Origin of the sequence: Vibrio sp. V19_P1S1T109 (assembly GCF_002241375.1) — a bacterium.
GTDB lineage: Bacteria > Pseudomonadota > Gammaproteobacteria > Enterobacterales > Vibrionaceae > Vibrio > Vibrio anguillarum.
In genome coordinates, this window is the sequence record NZ_NDIM01000215.1 from 1 (window position 1) to 25,769 (window position 25,769).

Consider the following 25,769-nt stretch of genomic DNA (forward strand, 5'->3'; position numbering starts at 1 on the left):
GTGTATAAGAGACAGGGTTAGGGTGGGGTGTTTAAGTAGCGACAAATATCCTCAACAACATCATCAAGTTGTATTCGTACTTCCTCGTTTGTATACCGTAAAACACGAATGCCAAATTGCTCTAGATAATCAGTTCTTGCTTGGTCGTAGATATAAGAAGACTCGCTGAAATGAGAGTCACCATCGATTTCAATCACCAGCCGATGACTTGGCGCATAAAAATCCACGATATAAGGACCAATACCAAACTGACGGCGAAATTTAGTGCCTAGTTGTTGGCATCGTAACTTTGCCCACACACTTTGTTCTGATGCTGTAGCGTTAGTACGCAATGTTCTACGCCGCATTTTTGTCGATTTAGGATTAGATTCCATTCTATTTCCTTTATTTTCTATTCCTCATCCCTGTTTTCAATGACGCCGTGTGTTTTCTTCCAACGCTCCCAGCGCTGGTAAGCGAGCTGCTGCATGTCGGTGGTTTTATCTGCTTCATCAATGATCTCTTCACCCAGTAGGTATTCAAAAATATCCTCTAAGGTCAGAATGCCTTGTACTGTGCCGTATTCATCAACGATTAACGCCAATTGCAGCCGTTTTTGCATCATTTGATCAAAGGCCTTTAATAAGCTCATTTTGTTGAGCAGCGCATGAAGCGGCCTCATGACTTCTTCTAAACGTTTACTGCCTTGACCCTTTTGTTGCAGTTTAAATAGCTCTAAGCGATGCACAAAACCGATGATGTCCTCTTTGCTTTCGCCATAAATAAGCGGACGCGAGAAGGGCGTATCTCTATGTTGCACAAGAAACTCGTCGATAGTGAGTTGCGCGCTGGCGCGAAACAAAACCGGGCGCGGTGTCATCACTTGAGTCACTGGGACGTGCTGAATAGCCAACAAGTTATTGAGTATTTTTGATTCGCCATCGGCAAACTCACCGCTTTCATTGGCTAGCATGGCCATCGCGGAGAGTTCATCACGCATTTTGGGCGCTTCATGGTGACGCGCTAAGCGTTTGGTTATCTGCTCTGAAAACCAGACAAAAGGTGTCAGCGCCCACACCATCCAGCGTAAAACCACCGCAGAAGCTGGCGCAAGTTGACGCCAATAGGTCGCACCAATGGTTTTCGGTACGATTTCCGACAACACCAAAATGCCTAGAGTTAGCACCGCAGAAAATACGCCGAGCCATTCGCTACCAAATACGACCGCCGCTTGTGCGCCTGCGCTGGCGGCACCGATGGTGTGAGCAATGGTGTTGAGCGTGAGAATCGATGCCAAGGGACGGTCAATGTCCGCTTTGAGCTTGCTTAATTTATCAGCTGAAGGATGAGCATTTTGGCGCAACTGAGCAAGGTAGCTTGGTGTGATGCTCAGTAGCACAGCTTCAAGAACCGAACAGATAAAAGAGACACCGATGGCAACGGCAATATAAACCGTAAGCAAAAACATGATTGTTCCTTAGTTTTAATCTATACCAAATCAATACTGCGTTGAGTTTGCCTCATACCAATATATCCCCTTCCCACTTGAAGCTGCAGCGGTGTTGGCTACGTTCGCTCACCCCAATCACATAGTTTATCTATGCTCATGGGGATGAACTTACTTGCCGCCTACCTGCAACTTCAAGTTGTTTGGGTATAGACCGTTGGCGTATGTGGCATTTGCTCTGCCTGGGCAGGATTGCACTGATATATTAGGTCGCTTAAGTGACCTGAAATATCAGGTATCCAAGCATAAGTACGCTATAAATAAGGGCTTACAGCGTCAAAAACAAGCGGATATTCTTTGTCAATCAGTAACAAATTGTGAGTTATTGCTCATATTGTGGTTAAAAGTGCGGCATAGAGACAAAAGATCAGCGACAAACCTTTGCCAGACGGGGGCTTTATGTTTTAGAGTGAGGTCAATTCGATAACACATGAGAAGGGAAACCTAATGAACAAGACCCAATTAATCGACTTTATCGCTGAAAAAGCAGACTTATCTAAAGCACAAGCAAAAGCTGCTCTTGAGGCGACTTTAGGCGCAGTTGAAGGCGCTCTCAAAGAGGGTGACCAAGTTCAACTAATTGGTTTTGGTACATTCAAAGTAAACCACCGTGCAGCGCGTACTGGCCGTAACCCTAAAACAGGTGCTGAGATTCAAATCGCAGCAGCTAACGTTCCAGCATTTGTAGCCGGTAAAGCACTGAAAGATTCAGTGAAATAATTTATACTACGCCGAGATACCCTCTCGGCGTAGATTTCTCCCATGAAAAAAATTCTTTTATCCATTCTATTTTCCCTAGTCTTAGTGGGATGCTCCTCCTCTAGCCATACGCCTAGTCTCGAACAATATTCAAATTATACCAGTGGGCAAACCATGGGTGATGCCACCAGTTTTTATTGGTATATCGAGCGTTCAGCCTCTCCAAACAGCGCCGCTGATTATGTCGCATCAGGTGATTATGGTTGGTATAAAACCAATTATCGCTGGGATGAAGGGACATTAAGAGAGCTCAAGCGCGAAGGTGAGCAGCTACAAAAGAAATCGCTCGTACCTTATTCGGTTCACTTACGTTTTAATGACGCTGGCGAGGCAATTTATCAACAATACCGTGTCGATGGAAAAATACTGCCACTCGATGAAGAACAGCTTTCCCATTACCTGCAACAAGCACAATACCTGATCTCAGAAACCAAAAATAAAGACAACCAAGGGTTAGAACTGATTCAAGGAGTGTGGGATGGCGAAGTGTTTGAAACCTGCACGGGTCATGAATACACGCAGATGGAATTTAACCAAACGCTGCCCAGTTTTGTGGTCAGTCGTTTAGCATCATTGGATAACTACATCGCATTTTTAGGTAAAATCCGCAATAACCGTGTCTATATCGAAGAGCTATTAATGCTTGCTGATGAGAATCATGGCTGTGTCGACAAACCGCAATTGTTGAAGTGATGATTAAGTTCATCTCGAAGTGAGTTTAACATCAAGCCAATACAGAAGTATGAATATGAAGTATAAAAATAAGGCGCTCAATGAGCGCCTTATTGGATCATAACCTAGCTTTGTCGTTGTTATTTTGTTGTCTGTTGTTCACGAGCTATCGCGCGGTAGCCAATATCGCTGCGATAGAACATGCCATCCCAGTTGACCTGTTTGGCTAATTGGTAAGCGCGCTGCTGCGCTTGTGAAACCGTGTTACCAAGTGCGGTTGCGCATAACACGCGACCACCGTTGGTGACGACTTCTCCAGCTTGGTCGCTTGTGCCTGCGTGGAAGATTTTCTCACCCGCGACTTCTTGCGTTGGTAAGCCAGAAATGACATCTCCTTTCGCGTAGTCGGCAGGGTAACCGCCAGCGGCCAAAACAATACCGATAGAAGCGCGTGGGTCCCATTTTGATTCCACTTGATCAAGTTTGCCTTCTAGAGCGGCAAAGCAGAGTTCGACCAAATCTGATTGCATCCGCATCATGATCGGTTGAGTTTCAGGGTCACCAAAGCGGCAGTTGTACTCAATCACTTTCGGTGTGCCTTGCGCGTCAATCATCAGCCCAGCGTACAGAAAACCTGTGTAAGGGTTGCCTTCTGCCGCCATACCGCGCACCGTTGGATAAATCACCTCTTGCATCACGCGCTCATGGATCTCGGGCGTGACCACCGGAGCTGGCGAGTAAGCGCCCATGCCGCCAGTATTGGGGCCAGTGTCTTTATCACCGACGCGTTTATGATCTTGGCTGGTGGCCATAGGGAGAACATTTACACCATCGACCATGACAATGAAGCTCGCTTCTTCTCCATCTAAGAACTCTTCAATCACCACGCGGCTGCCTGCATCGCCAAAGGTATTGCCTGCGAGCATATCTTGAATCGCGTCTTCGGCCTCTTGCAGCGTCATCGCCACAATGACCCCTTTGCCAGCGGCAAGGCCATCGGCTTTGACCACAATCGGCGCGCCTTGCTGGCGGACGTATGCCAAAGCAGGTTCAATTTCTGTGAAATTAGCGTAAGCCCCAGTAGGAATATGATGACGAGCTAAGAAATCTTTGGTGAACGCTTTAGAGCCTTCGAGCTGCGCTGCCGCTTGAGTCGGGCCAAAGATGGGTAAATCCGCCTTACGGAAAGCATCCACCACGCCAAGCACTAAGGGTGTTTCTGGGCCAACAATGGTCAGTTCAATACGTTTTTCTTGAGCAAAAGCGACCAAACCAGCAATGTCTTCCACTGCAATGTTGACGTTCTCAAGTTTAGGCTCAAGCGCTGTGCCCGCATTACCCGGAGCAACAAAGACAGTTTTAACATTTGGGTTTTGAGCGACTTTCCAACCCAGAGCGTGCTCACGACCGCCAGCACCTATAATCAGAATGTTCATCTATGAGTATCCTTTAACGTATAGAGTTTGTTTGTTGCCATTTACCCCCTCCTAACCTCCCCCTTAAAGGGGGAGGAACTTAGATGACAATCTCTACCCTTGAAGGGAAGGAACTTGGAGAACAATACCTCTTCCTAAAAGTTAGGTAAGGTCACCTCGTTCTATTCCCTCCTCTAAAAGGGAAGTAGGGTCACTTCGTTCTGTTCCCTCCCCTTTTAGGGGAGGGCTAGGGTGGGGTAAGGTTTTTAGTGACGGAAGTGACGCATACCAGTAAAGATCATCGCCATGCCGTGTTCATCGGCGGCGGCAATCACTTCGTCATCGCGCATCGAACCGCCCGGTTGAATCACACACTTGATGCCCGCTTGCGCCGCGGCATCAATGCCGTCACGGAATGGGAAGAAGGCATCAGAAGCCATCACACATCCTTCGACTTGCAAGCCTTCATCGGCCGCTTTAATGCCCGCAATTTTGGCTGAATAAACGCGGCTCATTTGGCCTGCGCCCACGCCAACAGTCATGTCACCTTTTGAGTAAACAATCGCGTTTGATTTGACGTACTTAGCCACTTTCCAGCAGAAAAGAGCATCTTTGATCTCTTCTTCACTCGGCTGGCGCTTGGTTACGATTTTGAGATCATCAAGGCTAACCATGCCTTGATCGCGATCTTGCACCAGCAAGCCACCATTGACGCGTTTCACGTCAAAACCGGTGGTTTTCGCTGACCACTCACCGCACTCAAGCAGGCGCACGTTTTTCTTCGCCGCAACCACTTCAATCGCTTCCGCTGAAACAGTTGGTGCGATGATCACTTCAACAAACTGGCGCTCAACAATCACCGCTGCGGTTTGTGCGTCTAGCTCGCGGTTGAACGCGATGATGCCACCAAAGGCAGACGTTGGGTCGGTTTGGTAAGCGCGGTTGTAGGCTTGAAGAATATCGCTGCCCAAGGCAACGCCGCATGGGTTGGCGTGTTTGACAATCACACACGCTGGCTCAGCGAACTCTTTCACACACTCAAGAGCGGCGTCGGTATCGGCGATGTTGTTGTAAGAGAGCGCTTTACCTTGGAGTTGGCGAGCAGTAGAGACTGACGCTTCCTCTGGGTTGGCTTCCACGTAGAAAGCGGCCGCTTGGTGACTGTTCTCACCGTAACGCATGTCTTGTTTTTTCAGGAATTGTTGGTTGAAGGTGCGCGGGAATTTGCTCTCTTCATCACCTTCTTTGTTCTCTCCATAGGATGGAACCATAGTGCCGAAGTAGTTGGCGATCATGCCATCGTAAGCAGCGGTGTGTTCAAAAGCGGCAATCGCAAGGTCAAAACGTGTTTCGAGTGTTAGCGAATTGTCGTTCGCATCCATCTCGGCAATGACACGGTCGTAGTCATGTGCATTCACCACTATGGTCACATCTTTGTGGTTTTTCGCCGCAGAACGCACCATAGTTGGTCCACCAATGTCGATATTTTCTACCGCATCAGCTAGGGTACAACCTGCTTTAGCAACGGTTTCGGCAAACGGGTAAAGGTTGACGACCACCATATCAATCGGCTTAATACCGTGTTGTTGCATGATGTCGTCATCTTGACCGCGGCGGCCCAGCACGCCACCGTGTACTTTCGGGTGCAATGTTTTTACGCGACCGTCCATCATCTCAGGAAAACCGGTGTAGTCAGAAACTTCTGTAACAGCAATACCTTGGTCTGCTAATAAGCGAGCGGTGCCACCAGTAGAAAGAATATCGACACCGCGCTTCGCGAGAGCTTGAGCGAACTCAACAATGCCGGTTTTGTCTGATACGCTGATCAATGCGCGGTGAATAGGACGAGCGTTATTCATGCTTCGGTCTTCCTCAAATCATGGAGTTAATAGGAAATTTGATGGCGCACATTCTAACCAAACAATCATCAAAAAGCTCGCGCAATCGTTTGGCATCGCAAAATTTTTTATAAAAACGGCGATATTGGGTATCAAACGTAATAAAAACGTTAAAGGAGAATGAGATGTTTCAAATTGGAGAGCTCGCCAAACGCTGTAAAGTTTCAACCGATACGCTGCGTTTTTATGAAAAAAATGCGCTAATAAAACCGGCGGGGCGCAGTGAGTCTGGTTATCGTTTATATAATCAAAAAAATCAGCAGCAGGTGAGTTTTATTCTCAAAGCCAAAGAGCTAGGGCTCAGTTTGGATGAGATCAAAGAGTTACTGGAAATAAAGCTGGAAGCGACCGAACACAGCTGTGCAGAAGTGAAATCGATCACCAGCGCTAAGCTGGTGGTGATTGATCAAAAAATCGCCGAGTTAACGGCGATTCGTCAAGCGCTAAAAAAAATCAACGATGCGTGCTGCGGTCATATAGACGACAACGCCAGCCACTGCTCAATTTTAGCGGCATTGGAGTGATCTCATCAGCCGATAAGGCGTGAGTTGCTCACACTTTAAAATGGCTAATGCTCTGTTTCAGTTGTTGGCCGCTGTCTGAGAGATATTGACTGGCTGTCGACACTTGATCGGCTTGGGCTGCAGCTTGGGAGCTGTGCTCGGCAATATGAGTCAGATTGCGATTAATCTCTTCTGTAGCGGTGGTTTGCTGGGCGCTTGCCTCAGCAATATGTTCATTGAGTGAGAGAATCTGTTTTACTTGCTCGTCGATCTCATTGAGCACTTGCTGCGCTAAAACGGCTTGTTGCTGTGTGGCGGTTGATTGTTGCTGCGTTTGAGCCATAAATTCTCCCAGCTCTTTTGCGCGAGCCTGTAATCTATTGATTATCTGCTCTATCTCGTTGGTGCTGGTTTGAGTACGCGTTGCCAGCGCCCGTACTTCATCCGCGACGACCGCAAAGCCTCGTCCTTGTTCACCAGCACGTGCTGCTTCAATCGCCGCATTCAGGGCCAATAAGTTGGTTTGTTCAGCTATCCCTTGGATGACCGCCAGTATCGCTCCGACATCTTGTGTCTCTTTGGCGAGGTTTTTAGTGGTGGTGTCAGTGGTGGTCAGTAGTGCAGACAAGGAGTCCATAAAATCAGAAGCTTTGCCAATCACCGAGCTGCCTTCTTTGCCTTTGCTGCTGGCCGTATGCGCGGCTTTCGCGGCACTACTCGCTGCATTAGCCACTTCTTGATTGCTCGCATGCAGTTCGTTCATCGCTGATGCGACCGTATCGACGGATTGCTGCTGCTCTAAGGCTTTGATTGAGGCATGTTGTGAGAGTTGAGTAAGCTCATTTGCCGAGTGGTTAACATTGTCGGTGATCGGTGTGATATTGGTAATGGTATGACGAATTTTCTCTGTGAACTCATTGAAGGCTTGTGCTATGTGTGACAGCTCATCACTACCTTGCACCGAGAGCTGTTTGGTTAAATCACCGTCGCCTTTGGCGATTTCTTCGAGTGCTTGTTTGGTTTCTTCACACGGTTTAGTGATGCTATTTCCTATCACTACTGAAAGAATCAGCATCACAATAATAACGAGGCTAAGAATGAGCAATATCGATTGTAGGCGTTGCCAAATCAACGCATTGACATCGTCGATGTAGACTCCAGAACCGAGGATCCAACCCCAAGGTTTAAATAATTTTACATAAGAGATTTTACCCACATCGACGCTAGAACCTGGTTTGGGCCACATATAGTCGACAAAGCCTTCACCCTGCTGTTTAGCGACTTTAGTAAATTCTACAAACAGTTTTTTTCCGGTCGGGTCGGCGGCATTGGAGAGATCTTTGCCGTCCAATTGGGGCTTCATTGGGTGCATGATCATACTTGGCTGAAGGTCGTTGATCCAAAAATAATCATCAGCCTCGTAGCGCAGTTTCGCGATGGCTTGTTTGGCTTGAGTCTGTGCTTGCTGCTCGGACAAGGTGCCATCGATTTGTAATTGGTGGAAGTAACTTAATACGCCGTATCCTGTTTCGACGATGTGGCGAGTTTTCGTCTGTTTTGATTGCATTAAATCGTGTTGATAACTATTGAGCATCGAGACAAATGGGATCAACAGTAGCAGTGTGGTGACCGTGGTCAGCAGGTATAAACGCGTTCTAATTTTGGTCTGGCGCAAGTTCAGTAAGCTCATTGACGTCACTCCTTGTCAATCTTCCGAGTGGTTTTATCATTATAGGCCCATTTGACTTGGTGTTTAGATTGTTGCGTCGCCGAGCTTATCTTAGTCACTCCATTTTTGGGGGGATAAAGCCTTACTCATTGTATGCACTGTTCACGACAAGTGATTTGGGGATCGGTCGGTAAATTTCCATCACATGCACAATGTAACCAGTTTGTTGCGGTCGCGTAAATGCGACAACAGAAGAAGAGAGAGCCCGCTCAAACAATCAGATCTCTTTATTGCATTAATGCAAAGTAAAGCAGCCCGTTGATATTTTAGTTATCCGTTGGGTGAAAATGAAAAAACCGAGCGCAGAGGCTCGGTTTTAAAAGCGATGGTATCTAGTTGCTAGATTTGTGCAGTAGCTAGATTAGTTCATGCCGTATTTTTTTAGCTTCTTACGAAGAGTGCCGCGGTTGATGCCCATCATGGTTGCTGCGCGAGTTTGGTTACCGCGAGTGTACTGCATGATGGTGTCGAGTAGTGGCTGTTCAACTTCAGCAAGAACTAACTCGTATAGTTCTGTCACTTCTTGGCCGTTTAACTGCGCAAGGTAGTTTTTAAGAGATGCTTTAACTGAATCACGTAGTGGCTTTTGCGTGATTTGATCTTGTGAAGTTACGGTTGTTACTGTGAAAGCTTCTGAAGTCAGGTTTTGTTCGAACATATGCGGTCTAGCTCTTCTCTTAATTATGATGCAACGTTATCAAAATAACCTTCGAGCGCGTCAATTTGCAGCGGTGCTGCGTCAATAGCGTTGAAGGTACGGCGAAACTCACTCGCTTGTTCATGTTCTTTCAGATACCAACCCACATGCTTACGAGCGATGCGAGGGCCTAAATACTCACCATAGAAACTGTGGAGAGCCTGTACATGACCAAGCATAATATCTTTCACTTCCGCAGCCGGAAGTTCAGACATCGTGGTGCCGTTTTCCAAATAGTGTTGGATTTCTTGGAAAATCCACGGGCGACCTTGGGCAGGGCGTCCAATCATTAAAGCGTCAGCGCCGGTGTAATCCAGCACGTATTTCGCCTTCTCTGGGCTATCGATATCACCGTTAGCAATAACCGGAATAGAGATGGCGTTTTTCACCGCTTTAATGCTGTCGTATTCGGCCTCGCCTTTGTACATACACGCTTTGGTTCTGCCATGCAGGGCTAAAGCTTGTATGCCGCAGTCTTCGGCTAATTTAGCGATGTAGACACAGTTTTTGTTGTCTGTATCCCAGCCAGTACGGGTCTTTAATGTCACTGGGACATCAACGGCGTTCACCACCGCTTTCAAGATCTGTTCAATCGTCTCCGGAAATTGGAGTAAGGCTGAACCCGCCAGCTTTTTATTCACCTTTTTTGCTGGGCAACCCATGTTGATGTCGATGATCTGAGCACCGTTCTCAACACTAAATTGGGCTGCATCGGCCATAAGCTGTGGGTCGGCTCCCGCAATTTGTACCGAGCGAATGCCCGATTCGCCCTCATGTACCATACGTTGCATCGACTTTGACGTATTCCATAGAGCAGGATTAGAGGACATCATTTCACTGACGGCCATGCCTGCTCCATAGCGAAGACACAACTCTCGAAATGGTCTGTCAGTTACTCCTGCCATAGGGGCAACGATAAGATTGTTCTTAAGTTGATAGTTTCCGATTTTCAAAACGTCATCACAGTTCTGTACCAGCAAGGGCGCGCATTTTACGCATTTTTTTACTGCGTGAAAAGACTAATATTTGAGCATTTACAATTTGTTTTAGTAAATCGTATAAAATACAGTCTATTAGCACGCAAAGTCTTATCTAGCCTTGCTTGCGACCCGAGATGCGGCACCACTCATTGAGCTCAATTATCGGGTCAATGTGAAGCTCGTCACGATAATGGTTGGCAACTTCTTCGGCTTGAGTGTCCAAAACACCGGACATCGCAAGTTGGCCATTGGGCTTAAGTAACCCTTTGATCACACCATTCAGGTCACGCAGTGGGCCGGCCAAAATGTTGGCCACAACCACGTCAGCGATTAAGCCTTCAGGTTGATCTTGTGGCAAATACACTTCAAGTTGGTCAGCTACGCCATTGCGTCCTGCGTTGTCGTTAGAAGCAAGCAGTGCTTGTGGGTCGATATCAATACCGACGACTTTGGCTGCGCCCAATTTGATCGCTGCAATGGCTAGGATGCCTGAACCACAACCAAAATCGATGACGGTTTTACCTGTCAGATCGAGCCCTTCGAGCCACTCTAAACATAATGCGGTCGTCGGGTGAGTACCTGTGCCGAATGCAAGGCCCGGGTCGAGCATTACGTTGACAGCGTCAGGTTCTGGGATTTCACGCCAGCTTGGGCAAATCCACAAACGTTGACCAAATTTCATCGGGTGGAAGTTGTCCATCCATTCTCGTTCCCAGTCTTTATCTTCAAGCTGTTCAACTTTGTAAGCAAAGTCATCACTCAGCAGTTTGCTTGAGCGAATTTGGTCAATGATCCATGCGCTATCGGCTTCGGCATCATACAGCGCCAGCACGTCGGTATCGCCCCAAAGGCGAGTTTCGCCCGGAAGCGGTTCAAAAACAGGGGTGTCGTGAGCATCAAGAAAAGTGACGGATACTGCGCCCGTCTCTTCCATCAGCATGTCGCCAATTGGCTCGGCATTGGCGTTAGTTGCGTTCAGTTTAATTTGAATCCAAGGCATGTCAGTTGCTCTGTTATGTCGTCAGTTGGCGCAGAGTTTAGCAGAAACTGACTCGGCTGCCGAAAACAAAAATGCTCACCGAAGTGAGCATTTGGCCTCTCGCGACGCGAAAATTAGTGCTGTAAACCCAATTTCTTCTCAAGGTAGTGGATGTTCGCTCCACCGTGTTGGAAGTTCTCATCTTGCATGATCGATTGCTGCAAGGTGATATTGGTTTTAATGCCATCGACGATCATTTCGTTTAACGCATTTTTCATGCGCGCAATCGCCACGTCACGGTTTTCACCGTAAGTGATGAGCTTGCCGATCATTGAATCGTAATGTGGCGGCACTGTGTAGCCAGCATAAATGTGCGATTCCCAACGAACGCCCATACCGCCCGGCGCGTGAAAACGTTCAATTTTGCCCGGTGAAGGGAGGAAACGAACCGGATCTTCCGCGTTGATACGGCATTCAATTGCATGGCCACGGATCTTGATGTCATCTTGGGTAAACGACAGTGGTTGACCTGCGGCGACGCGAAGCTGTTCTTTGATGAGATCAACGCCAGTGACCATTTCAGTGACTGGGTGCTCAACTTGAATACGCGTGTTCATCTCAATGAAGTAGAACTCGCCGTTTTCGTATAGGAACTCAAACGTACCGGCACCACGATAGCCAATTTCGAGACAAGCGCGAGTACAACGTTCACCGATGTATTTACGCATCTCTTCGGTAATGCCTGGTGCAGGAGCTTCTTCAACCACTTTTTGATGACGACGCTGCATTGAGCAGTCACGTTCACCAAGGTGAATCGCGCCACCTTGACCATCCGCAATAATTTGTACTTCAACGTGACGTGGGTTTTCTAGGAATTTTTCCATGTAAACCATGTCATTGTTGAACGCCGCTTTGGCTTCGGCACGCGTCATTGCGATCGCTTGGGTCAGTTCATTTTCGCTACGGACCACGCGCATACCACGACCGCCGCCGCCGCCAGAAGCTTTAATGATCACAGGGTAGCCAATGCGTTTCGCATGGGCTTTGTTTTTGACTTCATCGCCATCCAGTGGGCCGTCAGAACCCGGCACACAAGGAACGCCCGCTTTTTTCATTGCGCTGATGGCTGACACTTTGTCACCCATCATGCGAATGGTATCGGCTTTCGGGCCAACAAAAATGAAGCCTGAACGCTCGACTTGTTCAGCAAAGTCGGCGTTTTCAGAAAGAAAACCGTAACCGGGGTGAATTGCTACTGCGCCAGTTACTTCTGCTGCAGAAATAATGCGTGGAATGTTTAAGTAGCTGTCAATACCACGTGCTGGGCCAATACAGATGGTTTCGTCGGCCAGCAGTACGTGTTTTAAATCACGATCGGCAGTGGAGTGCACGGCAACAGTTTTGATGCCAAGCTCTTTACATGCGCGCAGAATACGAAGTGCAATTTCACCTCGATTCGCGATGACTAATTTATCTAACATAAAGCAAACCTCGATTATTCGATAACAACAAGCGGTTGGTCGAATTCAACGGTCTGGCCGTCTTCAAGTAGGATTGCCGTAACGATACCTGCTTTATCGGCTTCGATTTGGTTCATCATTTTCATCGCTTCAACGATGCATAGTGTGTCACCGACTGAAACACTTTGACCGACTTCGATGAACGCTTTTGAATCTGGACTTGGTGAGCGGTAGAAAGTACCGACCATTGGCGAAAGCACTTGGTGACCTTTTGGCGCTACAGGCGCGGCGGCTTCAGCCGTTGGCGCAGGGGCAGCGACTGGCGCGGCTTGTTGTGCTGGCGCTGGTGCAGCGTAATGCATCTGAGCCATCTGTACTGGCGCAGTGTTACGACTGATGCGTACCGATTCTTCACCTTCAGAGATTTCTAGTTCAGAAATGCCAGATTCTTCTACCAGTTCGATAAGCTTCTTGATTTTACGAATATCCATCTTTTCTTTCTCTTTATCTTGTGAATACGTCAGCCCTTAAGGTTGGGCCGTAGAGTGTTTGTTTATCGTTGATCGTCTGTGGGTTATTTTGCCTGTAGCGCTTTTATGGCAGCTGCAAGAGCAAATTCATAACCTTGTGCACCTAACCCGCAAATCACCCCTTGCGCCTTATCCGACAGATAGGAGTGATGGCGAAAAGGTTCACGTGCGTGAACGTTGGATAGATGCACTTCAATAAATGGGATGGCGACACCCAATAACGCATCGCGCAGTGCCACACTGGTGTGCGTCAATGCGGCGGGATTAATGATGATGAAGTCGACCTTGCCGTAAGCGGCATGGATGGCTTCGATCAGCTCATATTCGCGGTTCGATTGAAGATGTTCTAACTCAATATCTGCTTTTTGCGCTTGTTCGCGTAATGTCTCGACAATGTGCGCTAAGGTGTCAGAACCATAATGTGCAGGTTCACGTAGCCCTAACAGGTTAAGATTTGGCCCATTTAAGACCAGAATGCGAGATTTAGCAGTCATTGTGTCGACATCTCCCTATATCGTGAAACGAATATTAATATTCCCATATTATTCTTAGGTCAGAGTGAATTTTTCGTCAAAAATTCCCTGAATTTAAGAAATTGCCCAAGATTATAGCTAATTCAGCGCAAATGGCAGCAATTTACTGGTCTTATCAGATAGTTTACTCATTTAATTCTGCAACCGAGTTAACAGAATGAGAAGAACTGAGAGGGAAAGAAAAAGCCGCCACAAGTGTGACGGCTTAATCATCTCAATGCCTCGCGGCAGGTAGAATCGTTAGCGTTAAGACAATTCTGCTTTTTCGGCGATCAATTTATCCACTACGCTAGGATCGGCCAGTGTCGAGGTATCGCCCAAATTGCTGGTGTCGCCGGTGGCGATTTTACGCAAAATACGGCGCATGATTTTGCCAGAACGGGTTTTGGGCAGTGAATCGGTCCAGTGCAGTACATCGGGAGTTGCAATTGGGCCAATCTCTTTTCGTACCCAATCTTTGACCTCTTTGTGCAACTCGGCACTGGGGTAGACGCCATCATTTAAGGTGATGTAAGCATAAATGGCTTGGCCTTTAATATCGTGTGGAACGCCGACAATCGCCGCTTCTGCAATTTTATCAAAAGCAACCAAAGCTGATTCAATTTCCGCGGTGCCCATGCGGTGGCCAGAAACGTTTAACACGTCATCCACGCGGCCCGTTATCCAGTAGTAGCCATCCTCATCACGGCGTGCGCCATCACTGGTGAAATACATACCTTTGAAGGTTGAAAAATAGGTTTGTTCAAAACGGTCATGATCGCCATAAACGGTGCGCATTTGGCCCGGCCATGAATCTAAAATAACCAAGTTACCTTCGGCAGCCCCTTCAATGATGTTGCCCATGTTATCGACCAAGGCTGGTTGCACGCCAAAGAATGGCCGTGTGGCCGAACCCGGTTTAAGTGCCGTCGCGCCCGGCAGTGGCGTAATTAAAATGCCACCCGTTTCGGTTTGCCACCATGTATCGACAATCGGTGATTTTTCGTTACCGATGGTTTTGTAGTACCACTCCCACGCTTCTGGGTTAATCGGTTCTCCCACCGAACCCATAATGCGCAAACTGGTGCGTGACGTCTCTTTGACGGCTTCATTGCCTTTCGCCATCAAGGCGCGAATAGCGGTCGGCGCAGTGTAAAGAATGTTGACTTGGTGTTTATCCACCACTTGACTCATGCGGTTGGTGTCTGGGTAGTTGGGAACCCCTTCAAACAGAACGGTTTTTGCGCCATTGGCCAAAGGACCGTAAACCAAGTAGGTGTGGCCAGTGATCCAGCCCACATCGGCGGTACACCAAAACACTTCGCCCGGCTGGTAGTCAAACACATATTTGAAGGTCATCGCCGCGTAAACAAGGTAGCCACCGGTTGTGTGCAGCACACCTTTGGGTTTACCCGTTGAACCAGAGGTATAGAGAATGAAGAAGGGATCTTCCGCTTTCATGGCTTCGGCTGGGCAGTGGTCGGAAGCTTTTGCGGTTGCTTCATGCCACCACACATCACGATGTTCGTGCCAGTCAATTTGGCCACCAGTGCGTTTAAAGACGATCACTTTGCTGATGTTTTTCACTTCAGGGTGGGTCAAGGCTTCATCGACGTTTTTCTTCAAGGGCACAGCGCGACCGCCACGTACACCTTCGTCGGCGGTGATGACTATTTTGGAATCGGAATCAATGATACGACCGGAAAGGGCTTCCGGTGAAAAGCCACCAAACACCACAGTATGCACTGCGCCTATTCGAGTACAAGCGAGCATCGCAACGGCTGCTTCTGGCACCATTGGCATGTAAAGACAGACCACATCTCCTTTGCGAACTCCTTGATCTTTTAACACATTAGAAAAGCGACACACTTGTTGATGGAGTTCTTTAAAGGTGAGGGTTTTATCGTCAGCCGGATCGTCACCTTCCCAGATAATCGCCACTTCATCACCACGAGTGGCAAGGTGGCGATCGATGCAGTTGGCGGAGACGTTTAATGTGCCATCTTCAAACCAGCGAATATCTACATGGCCAGTATCAAACGAGGTTTGTTTCACTTGAGTGAAAGGCTTAATCCAATCCACAATCTTGCCGTGTTCACTCCAGAAGCCTTCTGGGTCGGTCACTGATTGTTGGTACATCGCTAGGTAAGTGTCATTATCCGCATGTGTTTTGGCTTTGATGTTCTCTTTTACCGGATAAACGTGGGCTTCACTCATTGCTTTTCTCCTTGTGAATTTGAACAATTTCCCTGTTGATTGGCGATCAAATTGCGCTGAAAGGAAAATCTGTATGTGGGTAACTGTCAGTCAGAGTGCGATTTTCTACAATTAGACTTTAGGATGAGTGTGGGGTAAGTGCTAGCGCGAGTAAGGTGCAACAAAGGGAGGCAGATCACCTTTGGTCAAGCGCACAAACACTAATGCCGCGGCGATGGCATCTTGTAGCGCGTCGTGTTTATCCTGCATCGGCAAGTCGAGATGGCGACAAATCGCCTCTAAGCTGAGGTCGATGTACGCGTTCGGCAGCATTCTCTCTAACTGATCATGATAGATTTGACTTACTTCGATGAGGGCATTGGGCAGTGGAAAGCCTAAATGTCGCCGGCAAGCGAGGTCGAGGATTTTTTTGTCATAGCGAATGTGGTAGCCCACTAAAGGTCGGTTGCCGATAAAGTCTAATAGGTGAGTGATGGCCTCTTGCTCGTCGATGCCATCGACCAGATCTTGATGGCGAATTTTGTGGATTTTGACTGAACCCGAGTCGAGCGATTGTGGCGCGCTCAAACGCACTTCAAATGGCTGGCTGGTTAAAATACGGTTGTCGATAATTTTGGTGGCGGCAATCGTCACTAACTCGGCGCGATTCGGGTCAAGGCTGGTGGTTTCGCAATCGAGCGATACATATTCCCCTTGCATCGGCGTTGCAAACAGCGGCTGATAAGGCGAGTCTTTTAGTTTGTGAAACCAATAATGGCGTGTAAACCAATTCAATTTTCAGACTCCACTATTCGCGAATTTGATAGTGATAGCCAAGCCACTGCTTGAATTTTTTCACCACGTGTAAACTGTGCCTGAGCAGGTCACGCTCGGTTCGGTCGAGCTGTTTTAAATCGAGTTTATTGGTGCTGTGTTGATTGCTCAGTTGCTGAGCTAAGCGCAATTTAAAGAACTGTTTGAGCGCTTCACTGAGATTATCGGCGGTTTCTTTTTCCAAAACCCGTTGCTCTACTAGCGCCTCGATGCGTTCAAAGGTGTTGTTTTGTTGAACTTGATGTTCAAGGCTTAGGGCGCGAATGCCATGCACAATCGGGAAAATGCCACCTTGTTTAATATCTAAGCCAGATTTGGAGTGTTTTACGGTGCCAAACAGCGTGAGTGGCACAGAAAAACTCAGCGCGGGGCGAGTAAACTCCATCAAAATCAATTCTTGGTCGGCCATTAAATGGCTCAAGTGCTGTTTAATAGGGGCCAATAAGTGTTTGTTGCCCGCGACAGCATGTGCGTCGGCCATGATCGCAATGTCCATCACTTGCTCGGGTTTGGCCGCTTTCACCCATTGGCTAAGCGTTGTTTTCCACTCAGTTTGGCTTTTAACCCATTTGGGATTATTGACCATCACATTGCCCGGACAAAGCGGATAGCCGAGCTGCTGTAAGGTGTGGGTGAGCGTGTCCATGACCACCCCCATTTGATGCCACTGCAAGCCATCTTTGATGATCAGCGCGTTATCTTGGTCGGTTTTGAGGATCTGCTCTCCACGGCCTTCGGAGCCGAGTACGATCAAGCAGCAGTGATCATGCAGCGCGGGCGGCACAACCAACTGAAAGGCTTTTTCGATGATCTGTTCATTGACCGCTGAAATCAGCTCCATAATAAAACGAGTGCGAATGCCATTGTTGATTAGGCTTTCAACCAGTTGCCGCTGTTTGTTGGAGGCAAGAGCTAGCTCTTCCACGCAGTTGGCGCGAGCAATACTTAACGTCAGCACGTGAGAATGAGTGGAGAAAGCACTGAGAATTTGTGTCATGTCCAGCATGCCAACGGCTTGATGGCCATCACACACCATCACTCGTTTTATGCGGTTGCGCGTCATGGCGATCATCGCATTAAACAGAAAATCGCCATCGTTGATGTGCAGCACAGGAAAGGTAGCAATTTCCCCAACAGGGGTATCGAGCGGATGGTTATCGAGCATAACGGAATGAAGCATATTGGTGCGCGTGACGATAGCATAGGGGTGCGCACTGGGGTTTTCGATTAAGCGTTGATCATGCTCAGCAAGACGAACTAAGGCCGCATCAACTCCGTTATCGCGTAATTGCTGGGTCACTTGGTTGAGCGGTTGATCTGGGTTTAAAATCATCGGTGGATGGTAAATCGAGTCATCCACCTTAGTTAAAATAAATTCGGCTAAATTCTTTTGCTGGTGTGCTACATCAAGCAGAGCTTGGCGTTTGGCGAGATTATTGTCGAAGTAGGCGGCGAACTGACCGTTGTCATTATACAGTTCGAGAAAGACGGCTTTCGGCAGCAGATAGCTTAAGGTATCTTCCAGCGCCACGTACTGATGCTTGGCTTTTTCTTCAAACAGTGCGCGTACATCAAACATGTCATCGTTGGCGTAGTGAGCAAAAATCTCTTTGCCATCTGGCGAGCGTTCTTCGACCGCGCCTTTGATCAGTACGTGCAGATACACGCAGGGTCTGTCACTGGCCTGCAGCTGATCGTTGCTACGAAAATACGCTACATCCAAGGATGAGCGAAGTCGCTGTTGCTGCGGCAATGTTAAGCGGTCAAAGGGCGGTGACTGCATGTTGAATTTGTCAGGCATAACGATCGTCACTCAGAAGAAATTCCTATCTAAGTGTGACAAAAATCGCCACTACCTCCAGACGACTTTGGTCTAATGAGTGATATGACCCGCAAGGTTGTGAATAAGGAAACAGATTTATCAGTAAACTTCCCTTTTTAGAATCTTAAACTGCCTGCATAATACGGCCGTTTTCTCTCCCTCGTTTTGTTCAGGATGAATCATGCTTAACCCCTCTCCATATGGTTGGATATCGCAGTACTTTATTGGTTTCTTCTTTGCGTATGGCGTTTACTTGCCATTTTGGGCGCTGTGGTTTGAAACCCAAGGTGTGTCTGCAACCGATATTGGCGTATTAATCGGTATGGGCTTTGCCACGCGTTGCGTCGCTAATTTGGTGATTACGCCGCGTATCCATAAGGCCGAGCTTCTTCTACCAGCACTGCGTTGGTTAAGTTTGGCGGCGTTTTTATTTATTGGTTTTCACTTCTTTACGGGCGGCAGTTTCTGGCTGATGGCGTTAGCTACTGTGTTGTTTAACCTTTGCTGTGGCCCCGTGGTGCCGCTATCCGATGCGATGGCTAACTATTATGCACGCTTAAAAATGCTCGATTATGGTCGCACTCGCTTATGGGGGTCGGTGGCTTTTATCGCTGGTTCTACTGTGGTTGGCGTACTTGTGGCACGTTATGGTTCTGACATGATCCTCTACACCGCCTTGGCTGGGGTGTTTGTTTCACTATTGATTAGCTTGCGCAATCCCAACCCAATGCCCGTGACGGTTGGTGATGCACATGCCGTCCGACCTAAACTGACGCAGTTATTGTGTGAGTGGCCAGTGATAAAATTCTTGATTTTAGCGGCGCTAATACAGGGCAGTCACGCGGCGTATTACAGTTTCAGTTCGATTCACTGGAAAGCGGCGGGGCATTCGGAAGAGCTGATTGGCTATTTATGGAGTTTAGGGGTTGCCGCTGAAGTCGCGGTATTTGCGCTCAGCAAACGCCTTTTTTCAGGCTGGTCACTACGCACATTATTTGTTGTCGCGTCGATTGGGGTTGTGGTGCGTTGGACGTTAATGGCGTCGACCACCGCGCTGCTTGCGCTAGGGACGATTCAACTGCTACATGGGGTGACGTTTGCGATGGCGCATATAGCGGCGATTCAATACATTCAGCACGCACCGCAAAGCAAAATGGTGGCTATGCAAGCGCTGTATAACGCCATTCCACTTGGGGCATTTATTGCTTTGATGACCACCTTGAGTGGCTGGGGTTATGAACGCTGGGGCGCTAATGTATTTTGGGCGATGGCGGCAATGGGCATTTTGGCGCTGTTGATTAAAGTCGAACCCACATCATCCAATGAGTCAGGTACTGAGGTAATCAAAGCTGAGCCTGAAGCACAGAATTAACCTTAACTGATTGAGATTAAAAATTATCCTTAGTTAAATGAAGCCTCTTCTTTGAAGAGGCTTTTTTGAACCGATAAGGATATCAAATGCAAGGATGGATCGTCGTTCCCGTTTCGCTCGCTTACTTAGGCGTGCTGTTTCTCGTCGCTTGGTATGGTGATAGGCAAAGCCAATGGCTGGCGAAATGGCGACCGTGGATCTACAGCTTATCGATCGCGGTTTATTGCACCTCTTGGACTTTTTACGGCACTGTCGGTCAAGCGGCTAGCAACCCTTGGTCATTTCTGCCTATCTACATTGCGCCTATTTTAGTGTTTACCCTTGGCTGGCGTATGTTGGCGCGGCTGATTTTGATCGCGAAGCGCGAACATATTACCTCCATAGCCGATTTTATTGCTGCTCGCTACGGAAAATCGCAAGGATTAGCGGTAACCGTAACTTTGATTGCCGTGGTGGGCATTTTACCTTACATCGCCTTGCAACTGCGCGGCATCACTATGGGGCTTGAGATTGTCGCCCCCAACCTCGCTACGCAATTTGGTTATCAGAATTATCACGTCTCGTGGTTTGTGGTCGCGGCTTTAGCGCTATTTACTATGCTGTTTGGTACACGGCATATTGATAACACCGAGCACCACCGCGGCATGATGATGGCGATTGCATTTGAATCGATTGTTAAATTGGTCGCTTTTTTAACCGTGGGCGGTTTCATCATTTATCTGGCTTCAAGCCGTGAAACGGTTGATCTAAGTGCGATTGCTCAGCAGACGTATCAAGCGCCCAACTGGCCAACGCTGTTGATCCACACCGTATTAACCATGATGGCGATCATCTGTTTACCGCGTCAGTTTCATACCATGGTGGTAGAAAATGAACGCGCGCAAGATCTACACACGGCGCGCTGGTTATTTCCTCTTTACCTGACTTTGATGGGGTTATTTGTTCTACCTATTGCATGGGTTGGGCAAAGTTTGTTAAGCGGCAGCCCTGCCGATACTTATGTACTCAGCGTGCCTATGTCGGTGGGCGCAGAGCAGATAGCCTTACTGGCGTTTTTAGGTGGCACATCAGCGGCCAGCGGCATGGTGATTGTCTCGACCATCGCATTGGCTATCATGGTTTCTAATGATTTGGTGATGCCGCTTCTGTTGCGCCGCATGCGCTTAACTCAGCGCAACTACCGTCATTTATCTGGGTTGTTGCTCAACATCCGCCGCGGGTTGATTCTATTGCTGCTGCTTGGCGCTTGGGGTTTTTATCAGGCGTTGGATGCGATTGGTTCTTTATCGGCGATCGGTTTTCTCTCATTTGCGGCGATTACCCAATTTGCCCCTTCATTGATTGGTGGCATGTACTGGCGTGAAGGCAACCGTAAAGGCGTTTATGTTGGATTGGTGGTCGGTTTTACTGTGTGGCTAGTAACCTTAATGAGCCAAACCGACATGCTGGCGGGCGATGCACAAAGTAACGTTCTGTTATGGATGATCACCCCGCCGGATTGGTTGGTGCAGATGGGGCTGAAAAACTCAGATTGGGGCATGATGCTCAGTGTTGCGCTCAACACATTCTGCTACGTTATTGTCTCTATGGTGACTCGTCCGAGTTTGAGTGAGCGTTTACAATCGGCCTCTTTTGTCGGTACGCCGCTGCCTGAGAGTGAGAATCTCAGCTTGTATCAAAGCCGCGTGACAGTGGCTGAGCTTGAAATGTTGGCCGCTCGTTTTGTGGGGCGCACTCGCGTTCGCACTGCCTTTCGCCAATATTGGAGCCAGCAGAGAGAGACGTTACTACCTAACCAACAAGCGCCATCTACCTTAATCCGTCATACAGAGAGAGTGCTGGCGGGGGTGTTTGGTGCTTCTTCGGCCAAATTGGTGCTCACTTCCGCGCTGCAAGGACGCAACATGCAGCTTGAGGAAGTGGCGACCATTGTTGATGAAGCATCCGAACTGTACGACTTTAGTCGCGGCTTATTGCAAGGGGCCATTGAGCATATTGGTCAAGGAATTACCGTGGTCGATAAAAAGCTACGGCTGGTGGCGTGGAATCAACGCTATCTCGAACTGTTTGAGTTTCCCGCTGGGCTGATTCAAGTGGGGCGGCCGATTGCGGATGTGATACGGCACAACGCGCAACACGGATTATGCGGCCCTGGTGACCCTGAGGATCACGTGCGGCGGCGGGTGTATCACCTTGAGCAAGGAACCAGACACACTTCGGCGCGTATTCGTCCTGATGGACGAGTTATTGAAGTGCAAGGCAACCCGATGCCGGGCGGCGGGTTTGTGATGAGCTTTAGCGACATCACCGTTTTTCGCGAGGCGGAGCAGGCATTAAAAGAGGCTAATGAGACCTTGGAAGAGCGCGTGCACCAACGCACCCTAGAGCTTGAAACCCTCAACAAACGCTTGGTGGCGGCAACTCAAAAATCAGACCAAGAATCGCAATCAAAATCGCGCTTTTTGGCCGCCGTCAGCCACGATTTAATGCAGCCGTTGAACGCTGCGCGCCTGTTCGCTTCCTCGCTCTCGGAAGTGGCTAAAGAGACGGAAGTGAAAACGTTGGCGGGTTATATAGAGAGTGCTCTGGGCGCGGCTGAAGATCTGATTGGTGATTTGCTGGATATTTCACGTTTAGAGTCCGGCAAGCTCGATGTGCATTCTCATAGCTTTGCTATTAATGATGTATTTTCGAATCTTAACGCTGAATTTAGCGCTTTAGCTAAGCAGCAAGGGATTGATTTTAAAGTGATCCCATCCTCGCTCTATGTGATGTCTGACCCTAAATTATTGCGTCGTGTGGTACAAAACTTTCTCACTAACGCGTTTCGCTATAACCCTAAAGGTAAAGTGGTGCTGGGTGTACGCCGAGTGCGAGATCAGGTCAGGATTGATGTTTGGGATAACGGCATTGGTATCGAGCAAGATAAGCAGCAAGAAATCTTCGAAGAGTTTAACCGTGGTAGCCAAGTCCGTTCTGACCAAGGTTTGGGGCTCGGTTTAGCGATTTCAAAAGGCATTGCATATGTGCTGGGTCATGAAATTTCGATGCGCTCTTGGCATGGAAAAGGCAGCGTGTTTTCGCTCTCTTTGACGCGAGCTGAACCTGTCAAACAGGCTCCGACCCTGGCGATAGAGCAAGGTATGCCATCTGATCTCAATCATCTGCGCGTACTGTGTGTGGACAACGAAGCTGATATTTTAGTCGGCATGAACGATCTGCTCGTAAGGTGGGGGTGTGATGTCAAAGTAGCAGCGGACTTACTGCAAAGCCTGAAAGCATTAGAAAACAATTGGTTGCCTGATGTTATTTTGTCGGATTACCGCTTAGATAATGGTCGCACTGGTTTAGAAGTGTTGCAGCAGTGTCGCTTGCGGCTTGGAGATAGCTTTGAAGGGGTCATCATCAGCGCTGATCGCACTGAAGAGATGATGGATGCGATTAAATCCAATGGCTTTAGCTTTATTCCCAAACCAATAAAACCACTCAAACTGCGCGCGCTGTTGAATCGAGTCAATTAAGCATGCAGCATAAAGCCGATGCGTGGGCATCGGCTTTATGGTTGTTATCACACTTCACTGCGGAGCGAACATCGAGCATGACGCTCGCAGGTGAAGATTAGTGGTCGTGAGCTTGCCCCGCGCCTTTCGGGAAGCGGATTGACTCCACCATTTCTTGCACTTCGGTTGGAACTTCTGCGGTAAATTTATTCACCACAATCGATACCACGAAGTTCAAACACATACCTAACGTACCAATGCCTTCAGGGCTGATACCAAACAACCAGTTATCTGGCGTGCTGGCTGCCGGGTTAATGAATTTGAAGTAGATGATGTAGGTTGCAGTAAAGATAATCCCTGCGACCATGCCCGCGATCGCGCCTTCTTTATTCATCTTCTTGTAGAAGATGCCCAAAATAATGGCCGGGAAGAAGGAGGCGGCTGCCAATCCGAAGGCAAACGCTACCACCTGAGCCACAAAACCCGGTGGGTTAATGCCTAGGTAACCAGCACCCACAATCGCAATGATGGCGGCTAAGCGTGCGGCTAACAGCTCTTGTTTATCGGTCATGTTTGGTTTGAAGCCTTTCTTCAATAAGTCGTGAGAAATTGACGTCGAGATAACCAATAAAAGACCTGCAGCTGTCGAAAGCGCAGCAGCTAAACCCCCAGCTGCGAGCAAGCCAACCACCCAGTTTGGCAGTTTTGCCAGTTCAGGAGACGCCAATACGATGATGTCACGGTTAATGTTCATCTCGTTGCGCTCATCGCCAGAGTAGAACATACGACCGTCGTTGTTCTTATCTTTCCAGCTTACAAGGCCAGTATTCTCCCAGTTCTTAAACCAAGTAGGCGCGTCTGTTGCGGGTACGCCTTGCATGTCTGGGCCATTAATGGTCTCAATCATGTTCACGCGAGCAAAAGCAGCAACACCTGGCGCTGTGGTGTATAACAAAGAGATGAACAGCAATGCCCAACCTGCTGAGATACGCGCATCACGCACTTTAGGCACAGTGAAGAAGCGAATAATGACGTGAGGAAGACCAGCAGTACCCACCATCAAGGCTGCGCAGATAAAGAACACGTCAACCGTGCTCTTGTTGCCTTCGGTATAAGCGGTGAAGCCGAGCTCTTGAGTTAAGCCATCGAGTTTATCGAGTAGGTAAACATCGGTACCGGTAATGGTTGAGCCCATACCAATTTGTGGCAGAGGGTTACCTGTCATCATGATCGAGGTGAAAATGGCGGGAACAAGGAAGGCGAAAATGAGCACGCAGAACTGTGCAACTTGCGTATAAGTGATGCCTTTCATGCCACCGAGTACCGCATAGAAAAACACGATCCCCATACCGATGACGATACCAACGTTAATATCCACTTCGAGGAAGCGAGAGAATACCACGCCGACGCCGCGCATTTGCCCCGCAACATAAGTAAACGAGATAAAGATGGCGCAAAATACCGCCACCATACGCGCGGTTTTTGAGTAGTATCGCTCACCGATAAAATCTGGCACGGTGAACTGGCCAAATTTACGCAAGTAAGGTGCAAGGCAAAGTGCCAATAACACATAGCCGCCTGTCCAGCCCATCAAGTACACGGTACCATCATAGCCAATGAACGAGATGATACCCGCCATTGAGATAAATGAAGCGGCTGACATCCAGTCCGCTGCGGTTGCCATGCCGTTGGCAACAGGGTGAACACCACCGCCAGCAACATAGAATTCACTGGTCGATCCTGCACGGGCCCAAATGGCAATGCCGATATAGAGTGCAAACGTAATACCGACCAGAATAAACGTCCAAGTTTGAATATCCATTTCGTAAACCTCTTAGTCTTCCTGCACGTTGTATTTCTTGTCGAGCGCATTCATGCGCACAACGTAAATAAAGATCAAGGCGACAAAGGTATAGATGGACCCTTGTTGTGCGAACCAGAACCCTAGTTTGAACCCGCCTAAATGAATCGTATTAAGTGCGTCGACGAAAAGAACGCCTGCACCATATGATACCAAGAACCACACTGCCAGCAGTGAGCCCATAATTCCCAAGTTTTCCTTCCAGTAGGCTTGAGCATGTTCGGTTGATTGGAACGCCATGACCTTCTCCTTCGGTTTTTATATCGTAGTGTTAATTTAATGTTACGAAATTAAGATAGCAGTGAAAGGGTGGTGGGTCTGTGCAACTTTAGTCGGGAGGTTGTTTTTTCCAATTCATTGTAACTAAATGAAATGCCTCAATTTAGAAGGTCTTTCTTATGTTGAATAAATGTTAAATTAGCCAAAAGTATAAGATCATAAGCTCTTGATTGGAAAATCGCTCATGGCGAGTTAACGATTTTTTATGTGGTTGGTTATTCATGCCGCGATAAAAACGATCAATGTTTACATAAAGTTGTCTTAAAAACGGATTAAACTAAGGCA

The 25,769-nt window shown here is 48.1% G+C and carries 21 protein-coding genes; 5 read left to right on the plus strand and 16 right to left on the minus strand.

Translation table 11 applies throughout. The features are described 5' to 3' along the window. Nucleotides 1–17: 17 nt before the first annotated feature. Entirely contained in the window at nucleotides 18–374 is a 357-nt protein-coding gene (locus tag B9J87_RS10110) for an endonuclease domain-containing protein (protein ID WP_017042616.1), read from the minus strand. A 17-nt stretch (nucleotides 375–391) separates the two neighbouring features. Further along, on the minus strand, nucleotides 392–1,447 hold the full coding sequence (locus B9J87_RS10115; RefSeq protein WP_017048893.1) for a CNNM domain-containing protein: 1,056 nt from the start codon (nucleotides 1,445–1,447) through the stop codon (nucleotides 392–394). A gap of 486 nt (nucleotides 1,448–1,933) precedes the next feature. Here B9J87_RS10115 and hupA point away from each other — a divergent pair, with 486 nt between their 5' ends. Both hupA and B9J87_RS10125 read left to right on the plus strand, forming a co-directional pair. Beyond that, nucleotides 1,934–2,206 (plus strand): nucleoid-associated protein HU-alpha, encoded by a 273-nt coding sequence (hupA, locus tag B9J87_RS10120; protein WP_010320328.1) that lies wholly within the window; start codon nucleotides 1,934–1,936, stop codon nucleotides 2,204–2,206. A 42-nt stretch (nucleotides 2,207–2,248) separates the two neighbouring features. Beyond that, a complete protein-coding gene (locus tag B9J87_RS10125) occupies nucleotides 2,249–2,938 on the plus strand; it encodes a DUF1481 domain-containing protein (protein ID WP_094150540.1) in 690 nt (229 codons plus the stop codon). Nucleotides 2,939–3,057: 119 nt separating this feature from the next. Here the strand turns inward: B9J87_RS10125 and purD are convergent, their stop codons facing one another. Together purD and purH are read right to left on the minus strand one after the other, a co-directional pair. After that, on the minus strand, nucleotides 3,058–4,353 hold the full coding sequence (gene purD / locus B9J87_RS10130) for a phosphoribosylamine--glycine ligase (protein WP_094150543.1): 1,296 nt from the start codon (nucleotides 4,351–4,353) through the stop codon (nucleotides 3,058–3,060). A 245-nt stretch (nucleotides 4,354–4,598) separates the two neighbouring features. Then, nucleotides 4,599–6,191, minus strand: a complete 1,593-nt coding sequence (purH, locus tag B9J87_RS10135) for a bifunctional phosphoribosylaminoimidazolecarboxamide formyltransferase/IMP cyclohydrolase (RefSeq protein WP_094150545.1) — start codon at nucleotides 6,189–6,191, stop codon at nucleotides 4,599–4,601. Between the two features lie 164 nt (nucleotides 6,192–6,355). On the opposite strand from purH, the gene zntR reads away from it, so the two are divergent. Continuing rightward, on the plus strand, nucleotides 6,356–6,754 hold the full coding sequence (zntR, locus tag B9J87_RS10140; RefSeq protein ID WP_017046798.1) for a Zn(2+)-responsive transcriptional regulator: 399 nt from the start codon (nucleotides 6,356–6,358) through the stop codon (nucleotides 6,752–6,754). A 28-nt stretch (nucleotides 6,755–6,782) separates the two neighbouring features. On the opposite strand, the gene B9J87_RS10145 is transcribed toward zntR, so the two are convergent. The 10 genes from B9J87_RS10145 to B9J87_RS10190 all read right to left on the minus strand — a co-directional run bounded on the left by B9J87_RS10145 (nucleotide 6,783) and on the right by B9J87_RS10190 (nucleotide 18,451). Further along, nucleotides 6,783–8,423: a methyl-accepting chemotaxis protein gene (locus B9J87_RS10145; protein ID WP_019281512.1), complete on the minus strand. Its 1,641-nt coding sequence runs from the start codon at nucleotides 8,421–8,423 to the stop codon at nucleotides 6,783–6,785. A gap of 400 nt (nucleotides 8,424–8,823) precedes the next feature. Continuing rightward, entirely contained in the window at nucleotides 8,824–9,120 is a 297-nt protein-coding gene (gene fis, locus B9J87_RS10150) for a DNA-binding transcriptional regulator Fis (RefSeq protein WP_010320338.1), read from the minus strand. A gap of 23 nt (nucleotides 9,121–9,143) precedes the next feature. Continuing rightward, nucleotides 9,144–10,112: a tRNA dihydrouridine synthase DusB gene (gene dusB / locus B9J87_RS10155; protein WP_010320339.1), complete on the minus strand. Its 969-nt coding sequence runs from the start codon at nucleotides 10,110–10,112 to the stop codon at nucleotides 9,144–9,146. 139 nt (nucleotides 10,113–10,251) lie between these two features. Then, a complete protein-coding gene (gene prmA / locus B9J87_RS10160; RefSeq protein ID WP_013855808.1) occupies nucleotides 10,252–11,139 on the minus strand; it encodes a 50S ribosomal protein L11 methyltransferase in 888 nt (295 codons plus the stop codon). Between the two features lie 113 nt (nucleotides 11,140–11,252). Continuing rightward, nucleotides 11,253–12,599, minus strand: coding sequence for an acetyl-CoA carboxylase biotin carboxylase subunit (accC, locus tag B9J87_RS10165; protein ID WP_013855809.1), 1,347 nt, complete (start codon nucleotides 12,597–12,599; stop codon nucleotides 11,253–11,255). Nucleotides 12,600–12,613: 14 nt separating this feature from the next. Then, nucleotides 12,614–13,069, minus strand: a complete 456-nt coding sequence (accB, locus tag B9J87_RS10170; protein WP_013855810.1) for an acetyl-CoA carboxylase biotin carboxyl carrier protein — start codon at nucleotides 13,067–13,069, stop codon at nucleotides 12,614–12,616. A gap of 83 nt (nucleotides 13,070–13,152) precedes the next feature. After that, nucleotides 13,153–13,602 (minus strand): type II 3-dehydroquinate dehydratase, encoded by a 450-nt coding sequence (gene aroQ, locus B9J87_RS10175; RefSeq protein ID WP_013855811.1) that lies wholly within the window; start codon nucleotides 13,600–13,602, stop codon nucleotides 13,153–13,155. A 285-nt stretch (nucleotides 13,603–13,887) separates the two neighbouring features. Next, the gene (gene acs / locus B9J87_RS10180) at nucleotides 13,888–15,837 is read right to left on the minus strand and encodes an acetate--CoA ligase (protein WP_094150547.1); all 1,950 of its coding nucleotides are present in this window, start codon (nucleotides 15,835–15,837) and stop codon (nucleotides 13,888–13,890) included. Between the two features lie 141 nt (nucleotides 15,838–15,978). Beyond that, nucleotides 15,979–16,611, minus strand: a complete 633-nt coding sequence (locus tag B9J87_RS10185; RefSeq protein ID WP_026027882.1) for a 3'-5' exonuclease — start codon at nucleotides 16,609–16,611, stop codon at nucleotides 15,979–15,981. Nucleotides 16,612–16,624: 13 nt separating this feature from the next. Further along, nucleotides 16,625–18,451: a DUF294 nucleotidyltransferase-like domain-containing protein gene (locus B9J87_RS10190; protein ID WP_094150550.1), complete on the minus strand. Its 1,827-nt coding sequence runs from the start codon at nucleotides 18,449–18,451 to the stop codon at nucleotides 16,625–16,627. A gap of 202 nt (nucleotides 18,452–18,653) precedes the next feature. Here B9J87_RS10190 and B9J87_RS10195 point away from each other — a divergent pair, with 202 nt between their 5' ends. Continuing rightward, entirely contained in the window at nucleotides 18,654–19,844 is a 1,191-nt protein-coding gene (locus tag B9J87_RS10195; RefSeq protein ID WP_094150552.1) for a 3-phenylpropionate MFS transporter, read from the plus strand. Nucleotides 19,845–19,930: 86 nt separating this feature from the next. Continuing rightward, complete coding sequence (locus tag B9J87_RS10200; RefSeq protein WP_094150554.1) at nucleotides 19,931–23,365, plus strand: PAS domain-containing hybrid sensor histidine kinase/response regulator; 3,435 nt, start codon at nucleotides 19,931–19,933, stop codon at nucleotides 23,363–23,365. A 97-nt stretch (nucleotides 23,366–23,462) separates the two neighbouring features. Here the strand turns inward: B9J87_RS10200 and B9J87_RS10205 are convergent, their stop codons facing one another. Both B9J87_RS10205 and B9J87_RS10210 read right to left on the minus strand, forming a co-directional pair. Further along, nucleotides 23,463–25,166 (minus strand): sodium:solute symporter family protein, encoded by a 1,704-nt coding sequence (locus B9J87_RS10205; protein ID WP_013855817.1) that lies wholly within the window; start codon nucleotides 25,164–25,166, stop codon nucleotides 23,463–23,465. Nucleotides 25,167–25,178: 12 nt separating this feature from the next. Beyond that, nucleotides 25,179–25,445: a DUF4212 domain-containing protein gene (locus B9J87_RS10210; protein ID WP_013855818.1), complete on the minus strand. Its 267-nt coding sequence runs from the start codon at nucleotides 25,443–25,445 to the stop codon at nucleotides 25,179–25,181. Nucleotides 25,446–25,769 lie beyond the last annotated feature (324 nt).